Source organism: Bathymodiolus platifrons methanotrophic gill symbiont (assembly GCF_002189065.1).
Classification (GTDB): Bacteria; Pseudomonadota; Gammaproteobacteria; order Methylococcales; family Methylomonadaceae; genus Methyloprofundus.
In genome coordinates this window covers 1-8,459 of the sequence record NZ_BDMN01000074.1, presented here as the reverse complement: position 1 = coordinate 8,459, position 8,459 = coordinate 1, and the positions used below count along the sequence as shown (strand labels likewise).

At 41.1% G+C, this 8,459-nt stretch carries 10 protein-coding genes and 1 pseudogene; 10 read left to right on the top strand and 1 reads right to left on the bottom strand.

The window, feature by feature from the left end:
• From CDZ78_RS04765 to CDZ78_RS04725, 9 genes and pseudogenes are all read left to right on the top strand, one after another.
• Window positions 1–387: transposase (locus CDZ78_RS04765; RefSeq protein ID WP_140413885.1), on the top strand; the 387-nt coding region annotated here is incomplete at its 5' end.
• A 5-nt stretch (window positions 388–392) separates the two neighbouring features.
• Window positions 393–1,065, top strand: a pseudogene (locus tag CDZ78_RS04760) (polyphosphate:AMP phosphotransferase); the annotation flags it as partial.
• 115 nt (window positions 1,066–1,180) lie between these two features.
• Entirely contained in the window at window positions 1,181–1,585 is a 405-nt protein-coding gene (locus CDZ78_RS04755) for a methylated-DNA--[protein]-cysteine S-methyltransferase (RefSeq protein WP_087868951.1), read from the top strand.
• Entirely contained in the window at window positions 1,575–2,459 is an 885-nt protein-coding gene (gene xerD / locus CDZ78_RS04750; RefSeq protein WP_087868950.1) for a site-specific tyrosine recombinase XerD, read from the top strand. The genes CDZ78_RS04755 and xerD overlap by 11 nt, the downstream gene beginning before the upstream one ends.
• Window positions 2,460–2,466: 7 nt before the next feature.
• Window positions 2,467–3,243, top strand: coding sequence for an acyl-ACP--UDP-N-acetylglucosamine O-acyltransferase (gene lpxA, locus CDZ78_RS04745; RefSeq protein ID WP_087868949.1), 777 nt, complete (start codon window positions 2,467–2,469; stop codon window positions 3,241–3,243).
• A 445-nt stretch (window positions 3,244–3,688) separates the two neighbouring features.
• Window positions 3,689–3,988 (top strand): DUF6763 family protein, encoded by a 300-nt coding sequence (locus tag CDZ78_RS04740; RefSeq protein WP_087868948.1) that lies wholly within the window; start codon window positions 3,689–3,691, stop codon window positions 3,986–3,988.
• Window positions 3,989–4,000: 12 nt separating this feature from the next.
• Window positions 4,001–4,849: an ATPase gene (locus tag CDZ78_RS04735; RefSeq protein ID WP_087868947.1), complete on the top strand. Its 849-nt coding sequence runs from the start codon at window positions 4,001–4,003 to the stop codon at window positions 4,847–4,849.
• A 6-nt stretch (window positions 4,850–4,855) separates the two neighbouring features.
• Window positions 4,856–5,920: a homoserine O-succinyltransferase MetA gene (metA, locus tag CDZ78_RS04730; protein ID WP_087868946.1), complete on the top strand. Its 1,065-nt coding sequence runs from the start codon at window positions 4,856–4,858 to the stop codon at window positions 5,918–5,920.
• An 83-nt stretch (window positions 5,921–6,003) separates the two neighbouring features.
• A complete protein-coding gene (locus CDZ78_RS04725) occupies window positions 6,004–6,471 on the top strand; it encodes a nucleoside deaminase (RefSeq protein ID WP_087868945.1) in 468 nt (155 codons plus the stop codon).
• Here CDZ78_RS04725 and CDZ78_RS04720 read toward each other — a convergent pair.
• Window positions 6,465–6,893 (bottom strand): hypothetical protein, encoded by a 429-nt coding sequence (locus CDZ78_RS04720; protein WP_087868944.1) that lies wholly within the window; start codon window positions 6,891–6,893, stop codon window positions 6,465–6,467. The two genes, CDZ78_RS04725 and CDZ78_RS04720, sit on opposite strands and share 7 nt — an antisense overlap.
• A 297-nt stretch (window positions 6,894–7,190) precedes the next feature.
• Here CDZ78_RS04720 and CDZ78_RS04715 point away from each other — a divergent pair.
• Window positions 7,191–8,459, top strand: a 1,269-nt coding sequence (locus CDZ78_RS04715) for a hypothetical protein (RefSeq protein ID WP_140413884.1), incomplete at its 3' end; no start/stop codon positions are given.

Sequence of the window (8,459 nt, the reverse complement as noted above, 5' to 3'; positions counted from 1 at the left end):
AATAAACAAGAAGTTTCATTAGCTGAAATGATTGACCTATATCCTACGTTAGGGCAGGCATATCGATTGAAAGAGCTTTTTAATGACTTATGGTCAATGCCCGATAAAGTATCGGCTGAAGCCTTTCTAAAGCAGTGGTGTGAAGAAGTAGAAAAATCTAAAATCTCAGCATTTATGAAGTTTGTAAAGACCGTTCGGAGCCATTGGTCTGGCATTATTCATTTCGTTGAAACGAAGATTACAAATGGAATTCTTGAGGGAATTAATAGCAAGGTCCAACTGGCCAAACGACGAGCAAGAGGTTATCGTAATATTAATAATTTTATCAATATGATTTACTTTCTTTGTGGTAAGTTAAAATTCGACTACCCACTGTATTTCACATAGAGCAAAAAAAAGACTACAACGAGCAACTAAATTTTTATCAAGGCAAGCTCAATCACCTGGCTCGCCTAGCGCACCAGAAGAAAACATCCAGTGTACTGGTTTTTGAAGGCTGGGATGCTGGAGGCAAAGGAGGCGCAATCAGGCGACTTACTCATGCTCTTGATGCCAGAAATTATCAGGTTATTCCTATCGCAGCTCCGACTGATGAAGAACGTGTTCAGCACTACCTTTGGCGCTTCTGGCGACATATGCCCCGGGCTGGTCGAGTCACTATTTATGATCGTAGCTGGTATGGCCGTGTACTGGTTGAGCGTGTTGAAGACTTTGCTTCTAAACAAGAGTGGACTCGTGCTTACTCTGAAATCGCTAACTTTGAACAAGCCCTGATTGAACATGGCATTGTTTTATTAAAATTCTGGTTACATATCCGATCCGGACGAACAATTACGCCGCTTTAAAGAGCGAGAACAAATCAGTTACAAACAGCATAAAATCACGGAAGAAGACTATCGTAATCGCGACAAATGGACGGAATACTCACTTGCGGTCAACGATATGGTTGCCCACACCAGTTCACAGACTACTCCCTGGACTTTAGTTGAAGCCAATGACAAGCGTTATGCACGTATTAAGGTTCTTAAAACTTACTGTGAGGCACTGGAAAAAGTACTGGATTAAAAATGCCCCTACCTCAATTAAACTGGCAAGCTCTGGACAAGCAAAAGGCATTACAACATTATTGTTACGCTACCCCGGTTGGGCTCTTAGCTGTACAAATGCAAGGAAAGCTATTATGCCAGCTACAATGGCTCTTGACTCCAGGCATGTAGCGGGAAATAAAGAACTCCCCACAGAACTAGAGCAACAATTTAAGCAATACTGGCTGACTGCCAAAATTTCTCCAAAAATGTCTCTATTACAACAAGGCACAGAGTTTCAGCAGAAAGTCTGGCGTGCGCTATGCCTAATTCCGATAGACCAGACAACAAGCTATGGTGAATTGGCCCAGAAATTAGGTACGGCTCCAAGAGCCTTAGCAAACGCCTGCCGTAAAAATCCATTTCCGCTTATCATCCCCTGCCACCGTGTGCTTGCAAAAACGGGTATAGGAGGCTATGCAGGCGCAACAACAGGAAAGCTAATCAATATAAAACTAGCACTTTTACAGCATGAACAGATGATAACTCATGACTTCTAAGCAATTAATCGACTCATTTATCGATGCCTTATGGGTAGAAAATGGCTTAAGCCAGAATACATTGAGTGCTTATGCCAGTGACCTGCGTATTTTCGACAAAAGCCTGGCTACAAAGTCATTACATCAGGCGAACAATAGTGATATTGCTTTGTTTCTTAGCCAGCGCTATGAACAGGGTATCAGCGCTCGGTCTTCAGCTCGGATATTATCTAGCCTAAGGCGTTTCTTCACCTATTTACTACGCGAAAACCATATCAGTACCGACCCTACTGCGTTAATTGATACGCCTCGTATTGGCCGCCCCTTACCTAGCTCTTTATCTGAACACGATGTAGAGCTACTACTCAGTGCGCCGGAACCTAGTTCTGTATTAGGCTCTCGAGACAAAGCCATGCTGGAAATGCTCTATGCCACTGGATTACGTGTTACAGAACTGGTCTCGCTAACCACCAGCCAGGTTAATCTGCGCCAAGGCGTTTTACGCGTCACAGGTAAAGGCAATAAAGAGCGCCTGACTCCCATTGGTGAACAAGCCATGGATAGCCTGGAAGACTATATGCAACATAGCCGAAAAGCCCTGCTATCTGAGCGCCCTTGTAGTGTTATTTTCGTAACCAACAGAGCAGCAGGCATGACACGCCAGGCTTTTTGGCATATTATAAAACGCTATGCAAAAAAAGCAGATATCAACAAAGAGCTATCGCCACACACCTTACGTCATGCATTTGCCACGCATTTATTAAATCATGGTGCCGACCTACGCGTTGTTCAGCTCTTATTAGGTCATAGCAATTTATCCACGACACAAATTTATACCCATATCGCCAACGAGCGATTAAAAGACCTGCATTCACAATATCATCCACGAGGTTAAATAGCAGATGACTCAAAACATACACCCTAGTGCTTATATCGCCGAACAAGCCACGGTAGGCAAAAATGTCACGATAGGCCCTTTTGCCGTAATTGAAAACCATGTTCAGATTGGTGATAACTCTAACATCGGAGCACATGCCGTCATCCGGCCTTACACTAAAATAGGTATGGGCAATAGGATACATGCGCATGTTGTATTGGGAGATTTACCACAAGACACCAGCTTTAAAGAAGAAACTGTTTCCTGGCTAGACATTGGCAACAACAATACTTTTAGAGAAGGCTTTACTGCACATAGAGCCTCTGAAAAAAATGCAGTTACCCGTATTGGCTCTAATTGCTTTTTTATGAACAATAGTCACGTCGCCCATGATTGTCAGATAGGTAATCACACTATTTTTGCCAATAATGTTGCTATCGGTGGTTTTGTGCAAATCGATGACCGTGTATTTATGGGCGGTAGCGTAGTGGCACATCAATTCTGCCGAATTGGTTCTTACGCCATTGTTCAGGGTACAACCGGGTTAAATAAAGATGTTATGCCTTTCTGTTTAATAGCTGGCTACCCTGCCAAACACTATCGCTTAAATACCATTGGTTTAAAACGTTCGGGGATAACAGGAGACCGCTATAAAGTCATTTCCACCGCATTTAGATTGCTTAGACAAAATGCAAGCATTGAACACCTGGAAGATACCGAAGAAATCAAATACCTTAAACAATGGCTAACCGTAAAATCAAAGCGCGGCGTACATGGATTTATGGAACTGGATCGAAAATAGCTGATAAATATGAATACTATATTAATGCCCGAAAACATAATATACATTCTATGACTAAAATCTACATTCTACCCTTGCAATCCATACCTCATAGGCATAACATCGAAGTATCAGTAGACAGATTTTTCACATCTGCGGATGATAAGTTACTTTTAGAAAATTAACATACTGAAGTTTCCCAATAATTATTTATGGTAAAATTGAAACTATGCTTTATATGAAAAAAATAGTCTTTTCATTCGTTTCAAATGCTATTGCCTAAGGGGAATTAAGTAGGGGTTTGCTATAAACATGGCAAAACCACCTAAAATAAACCTCGATACACCAGCATTGTGTATTTCAGCTACTCAATAATTGGGAAACTTCAGTTAACATAGAGCAAGCTATTTTTTGTTATTATTCAGGACAATATTATTTACAAGAACCTATAAACAAGGAATTAATTATGACTACCATAACTGACCCTGCTATCGACCAATGGTATAAAGACGTAGAAAATAATCTATTCTTCAAAGTTGTAGCCATTGAAGAAAGTGATGACAGTATTGAAGTGCAATATCATAATGGTGATATTGGTGAGTTTGATAAAAACAGCTGGTATAACTCAACATTTGACTTTATCGAAGCTCCTGATGACTGGAGCGCTCCATTTGATGACCTTGAACCAGACGACTTAGGCTACTCTACTTCGGAAACTCGTCGTAATGTCAACGGTGAAATGCCACTTGAAGAGTTTAAAGATTAGGAAAAAAACTGCATGAAAATGAGTTCTCAGGAGTTCCTGCAGTGGGATTCCAAATGCATCACACTATTAGCTATGTCTGGAGCAGGAAAAACAACACTGGCAAACAAACTACCCAAAGAAAAATGGTTCCATTATTCAGGCGATTACCGCATAGGAACCAAATATTTAGGTGAGCCAATCCTGGATAATATCAAGCAACAGGCAATGGACGTCCCTTTTTTAAAAGACCTGTTACTTTCTGACTCAATTTATATTTGCAATAACGTCTCTGTCGACAATCTCGCGCCGGTCTCCAGCTTTTTAGGAAAAATAGGCAACAGCAAGCTCGGTGGTCTGGCTCTCAATGAGTTCAAACGCAGACAGGCATTACATCATAAAGCTGAAATTGCAGCGATGTACGATGTTAGTGAATTTATTCATAAAGCTGAACGCATTTATGGCTATAAGCATTTTATTAATGATGCGGGAGGAAGCGTATGCGAACTAGAAGACGAAGAAGTATTACAGCATCTAGCCAGACACACATTAATTATCTACATTAAAACATCGCCCGAGTTAAATGAGACAATTATTAACCGCTCTAAAACATCCCCTAAGCCACTCTATTATCGTGAAGATTTTTTAGATGCATCGCTTGCTGAATTTATACAAGAGAACAACTATAGTAATGCTGATTCTATCCCGCCAGACGAATTCGTCAGCTGGGTTTTTCCTAAATTATTTAAATCCCGTTTACCTCGCTATCAAGCGATTGCCGATAAATATGGCTATACCGTTGATGCCAGTGATATCGCTAAGGCCAACAACGACAATGATTTTATTCAGCTTATTGCCTCCGCAATAGCCCAGCAAACACCATAAAATGCTATGCCATTAGTCGCTCACACACAATTACCGACATTTCAGCGCCTGCAAGAAGAAGGTGAGGATATTCTTAATCCTGCTCGCGCTAATCACCAACATATACGAGAGCTACATATAGGCTTTCTCAATATTATGCCCGATGCGGCTCTGGAAGCGACCGAAAGACAGTTTTTTCGCCTGGTAGGTGCCTGCAACCAGATTGCACAATTCCATATTCATCCCTTTACTATTGAAGGCCTACCTCGGAATGATGCGGCACAGGCACATATTGATCAATATTATGAAACCTTTGAGCAACTTAAACTGGATGGCCTGGATGCATTAATTATCAGCGGAGCTAATGTCACTCATGCTCATTTACAAGACGAAGATTTTTGGCTGCCTTTAACTGAGGTATTTGACTGGGCCAAGAAAAATGTCACCTCCATTCTTTGCTCCTGCCTTGCCACGCATGCATTGATTCAGTTTTGCTATGGTATAGAACGAACTCGTCTGCCAGGTAAACGCTGGGGAGTATACGCACATAAAGTAATTGATCGTAAACACCCTCTTATTGCTGAAATCAACACCCGCTTTGATGTACCACATTCACGCTTTAATGAGGTGTTTCAAGAAGACCTGGAGCAGCATGGTGTACAAGTTTTAGTCGCCAGCTCAGAAGCTGGAGTCCATCTTGCTGTCAGTCCTGACGGCTTTCGTATCGTGTACTTCCAGGGTCATCCTGAATACGATGCCATTAGCCTGTTAAAAGAATACAAGCGCGAAGTGATGCGCTTTATTAACCAGGAGACTGAACATTACCCGCCTTTTCCAGAACATTACTTCAATACTGATGTGCAAACTATTTTCAACTCTTATGCCAGACATGTAAAAAATGCACTCAAAAATAAGCACGCGGTTCTGCCCTTTCCAGAACAGGAAATTGAAACTTTTTTAGACAACACCTGGCGCGATACTGCAAAAGCAGTGTTTAATAACTGGCTAGGGAAAGTTTATCAAATTACTAATCAGGATCGGCGCTTACCTTTTATGCATGGGGTTAACCCAGACAACCCGCTTGATTTATAGTTATTGCATGCCCTGATTGCAGCTATTGTGCTTACCCCCGTACATGGCCAAAAAATGTAATCTTACGCAAAATCAGATGACCTATGCATACAGCTTTTTTACAACAAACAATCAAACTAGCGGTAAAAAGTACCCAGATACATAAGGGCGGACCGTTTGCCGCCATAATTTGCCGGGATCAAAACATTATTGCTACCGGCATTAATAATGTTACCTGCAACAACGACCCCACCGCTCATGCGGAAATAATGGCTATCCGCAACGCCTGCTCTCAATTAAACACTTTTCAGTTAAAAGACTGCGTGCTATACAGTAGTTGTGAGCCCTGCCCCATGTGCTTAGGCGCTATTTACTGGGCGCGCATAAAGCAGGTCTATTTTGCCTGTAATCGTTACGATGCTGCACTGGCCGGGTTTGATGATAGCTTTATTTATGATGAAATTGCCATGCTAGCTGAACAACGAAAAATACCTATGCAGCATATTAAACTAAAAGAGTCTCTTGACCCGTTTAATGCCTGGCAGACACAAGAAAACAAAATTCCTTATTGAGTTTTTTCACCGCCTTCTGCGGTGACTTCTGTTGCAGCTTCATCCCTGATTTTAATTAGCCAGCCATCTTTGGCTTTACACTCTACGCTATTATTTGCTTTAACATGAATACGTGCATATTTTCCCGTCAAAGCAGCAGGTAGCTTAGCGGACACTGCATAAAAACTATCTTTATCAACTATATTAAGCTTTAAAGGAATATTTTTTGCCACCGCTTTAATCGTTGACGAGTCTGCATAACCAGAAACCGTAAAAGAAATCTCTGACTCGGGATCCGCCTCTCCTTTATGTGGTGGGTCAAAGGTTTTAAATCGGGGTTTTTTACAGCCTAAGTCAACATTTCCCGCATTATAAGCAAAGGCTGAAGCAGAAAAACCAATACTGGCAATTAAACAAGCTGAGATTAAAGATTTTTTTATCATTATTATGTCCTCTTTGTTCCAAGTAATAACGTACCCACAACTTTAAAAGTTAAAGAAGGGATAATACTAGCGCCGCCCCACCAACATATTAACATGCACTGATGCATTCTATCATTATTGTTTTAGCTAAAGAATATTTATTATCCAAGCTAGAGAAAACATCTATGCAATTGATATTAAAGAATTATTTAAGCACGTATATAACTAATCTCATGCAGGATGCTTGACTATATAAAAAAATAAACTAAACTTCTAAACAATACTAATTGCCCGCAAGATATTAGACAAAATCCCCTTATGCATATAAAAAAGTCCCCCTTATTAACCGCACTTCTTCTTGTCAGCTCATTCAATGCTAGTGCCTTACTACTTGAAGGCGGTATAGGTAATCAATATCCAGACGCTAAAGATGATCATAATTCTGCTGTTATTGGTCTATTTCCTTCAGCAAGTGGTAATGATCGTAATGGTACTATTGCCACATTTAATGGCTCCTCGGTCGGCCAATACGGTCTGATCACTTCGTTCGATTCTAGTGGCGAATATACCTACGAGCTTTTCGAAAGTACTGACAACTCCAGCTTACCCCCTGATGGAGTTGGGATTGACAGCTTTACCTATACTTATGCAAACGAATTTGGGCAAACTGATACCGCGCGCTTAATTATAGATGTCAACCCAGACCCTGCCTTTGCTGCTCCAGATGATGACCAGCCCTATGATAATGTCGATGTTGAATTTAACAATCGCTCTGAATTTGCAACCTCACTTAATTCAGGTAGAAATATCAAAGGTCACTTATATAACTCTGCCGATAAAGACTGGTACTCATTGGCTAGTGCAGGTAACGAGATCATCACTCTGGAAGTTTGCCCTAAGGGAACCAGCTGTTTTGGTAAAAAAAGCTGGGTACTATATGTATTTGATGCTGACCGTCTAAATGACTTGAACAAGTTGCCACTAGCAGCAAATAAAGGTGAACTTGCACGCTATCTATTCAAACGCTGGATTGATGACACAGGCACTACTTCTGACGCAAGCGGCCAACCACTTATTGACGGTATAATAGGCAGCTCTAACCATATGTATTTAGCGTATGACCAAGGTTATTTTGAAGGCGCATTAATAGGTATTGTAGATCCTTGTTTTGATACTTTAAATACCGTTGACATCGGCGTACCTCCTGGGCCAAAAAATTACCTGATTGCAATCTCATCCCCTCTGAAAGGTGACTCGGGCGATGCAGATTCTTGTGGTGCTGGGTCCGTTATTTTAGAAAAACCCGGACGAAATGTAACTTCGACTATTGAATTAGAGTTAGGAACTGTAACCAAAGTCCTTAAAACTACAGAAGAATATATTAGTATTTTTCCGAACAGTGACGATCAATATGCAATTAAAATTACTGGCACAGGACTTAACCCTTTAAATTCAGAAACTGCAATCGAAGCTGCGGCAAGCTTTAACCCGTTTGACCGTAGCCTGCTTATCCCTAAAGTGCGTGTTGGTGAAAGCATGTATGCAGCAAAACTTACTCAGCCGCTACACCAAGCTCGTAGCACTGAT